Here is a 1,884-nt window from a genome sequence, read left to right as displayed (position 1 = left end):
CGGCTTCAATGTCAGGGCGCGGGCGATGGCGATCCTCTGTCGCTGGCCGCCGGAGAACTCGTGGGGATAGCGGGCCAGAGCCGATTCCTCCAGGCCCACGGCCCGCAGCAGCTCGACGGCGCGCTCCCGGCGGCGCACGCGGCCGGGGTTCTCATGGATTACCAATGGCTCGCTGACGGCCTGCTCCACCGTCATACGCGGGTCGAGCGAGGCGAAGGGGTCCTGAAAGACGATCTGCATGTCGCGGCGCAGGCGGCGCAGCTCGTGCCCACGGGCCGCCAGCACGTCCACACCGTCAAAGCGCACGCTTCCGGAGGTAGGTTCGATGAGCCGCAGCATCAGCCGCCCCAGCGTGCTCTTGCCCGAGCCCGATTCGCCTACCAGGCCCAGCGTCTCTCCGGCTTCGATCTCGAGCGAAACACCGTCCACCGCGCGCACGTGCCGCTGCGCACTTCCGCCGAAAACAGATTCTCCCAGGGGGAAGACTTTCACCAGGTCGCGGACTTCGACGAGAGCCACGAAGGAAGGCTAAAGGAAAAAGGTAAGAAGTAAAAAGGAAAAACCCAGGACGCCAACCGCCAGAGGCCACGACGAAGGCGCGGCTTACTTCTTTGCCTTGGCGATGGCAAGCAGCAGATCGCTGTCGCCGCCGGCGGCGCGGATCTGCTGTTCAGTCTTGTCATTGAGCACGAAATCCACGCCGCGTTCCTGGATCAGCGTGGCCGCCCGCTTGGGTGAGATGCCGCCCAGCAACATGTCCACCACGTCCTGCACCGTGAAGGGCCGGGGCCCGCGGGGAGCCAACTTGGCTTCCAGCTTCAGGTCCTGGCCGGCGGCGAGCTTCACCTTGTTGGTCCAGTCCTCGTAATCGGCCAGGCTGAGCCGGACCCGGTACTCGCCCGCGGGCAAGTTCTTCAGCACCAGTTCGCCTTCCTGCGCGCTCGTCATGCCCTTGGGCTCGTTGTCGAGATAGACCTGAACGCCTCCGGGCTGGCTGGAGACGCGAAGGGTGGCGGGAGCGGGCTGTGGGGTCGCCTGCGGCTGGGCCTTCTGCGGCGCGGCGTCCCGCGCGGCGGCCGCTCGTCCGGCTTCGCGCGCCTTCAGCACAGCCACCACGCCATCGACGTTCTGGACGCCTTCGAGGAGTCCCTGAACGGCAAGTTGTTCGCCCCAGAGGAATCTTTCACCGCTGGACTCCACCACCCGCTTGGGCATGTAAAAGAAGCGATGGGTGACGCCGTCGCGAAACTTGAACTCCGCCGCCTCGGTCCCCGATCCCCAGGACTGCCACTCCCCGGCCGCCGTGAGGTCCGCGCGCTTCAGCTGGAATCCGTGACCCTTATCCTTCTCCGGCCACCGGACCTTGTAGCGCAGGATGTCGCGGGAGATGTAAAGGTAGCCGTAGCAAGACCCCCCGCCATACTTGTGCGATATGTGATGAACGATCCCATGGTAATGCGCCACGGGATAGCGCAGCATCGGGTCCTGCCCCGGGGCGGAAACCAGCTCCGGGACGCCGAGCTCCCTTGCCCCTGCCGTTCCGGCGGAGGCGGGTGCCTGCGCCTGGGCAGGCAAAAGGTAGAGAAACACAGCGGTAAGAAGACCGGCTGTCAGCAGCAGGGCCCGGGAAGCAGCTTGAAAGGTGTGGGACATTCGTGGCGTCAGGAGGCGAGTAGGTTTACGTTACTTCTTTGCCTTGGCGATGGCAAGCAGCAGGTCGCTGTCGGCGCCGGCATCGCGCAGGCGTTTCTCCGCCTGGTTGCTGAGCTCAAAATCCACGCCGTACTCGCCGACCATCTCCACCACGCGCTTTCTGGGCAGGTTGGCAAGCGCGTTTTCCACCTCGGCCAGGGTCAAGGGCGGTGGGCCGGGAGGCGGCAGGCG

General features: G+C 65.7%; 3 protein-coding genes. All 3 read right to left on the bottom strand.

Annotated elements, in window-relative coordinates:
• Window positions 1-519, bottom strand: a 519-nt coding sequence (locus VGQ94_01670; protein HEV2021216.1) for a dipeptide/oligopeptide/nickel ABC transporter ATP-binding protein, incomplete at its 3' end; no start/stop codon positions are given.
• 84 nt (window positions 520-603) lie between these two features.
• Window positions 604-1,479, bottom strand: coding sequence for a PEGA domain-containing protein (locus tag VGQ94_01665; GenBank protein ID HEV2021215.1), 876 nt, complete (start codon window positions 1,477-1,479; stop codon window positions 604-606).
• A 204-nt stretch (window positions 1,480-1,683) separates the two neighbouring features.
• The coding region (locus VGQ94_01660) for a hypothetical protein (protein HEV2021214.1) at window positions 1,684-1,884 on the bottom strand (201 nt) is incomplete at its 5' end.

The organism is Terriglobales bacterium, assembly GCA_035937135.1.
Taxonomy (GTDB): Bacteria; Acidobacteriota; Terriglobia; order Terriglobales; family Acidobacteriaceae; genus DASYVL01.
Note: the sequence above shows the minus strand (reverse complement) of the source record. Positions and strands in the feature narration are given on the sequence as shown.

Bases quoted from the DNA above. Each gene is read 5' to 3' on its own strand.
- VGQ94_01665 (HEV2021215.1), bottom strand. From the start codon at position 1,479: ATGCTGCGCTATCCCGTGGCGCATTACCATGGGATCGTTCATCACATA.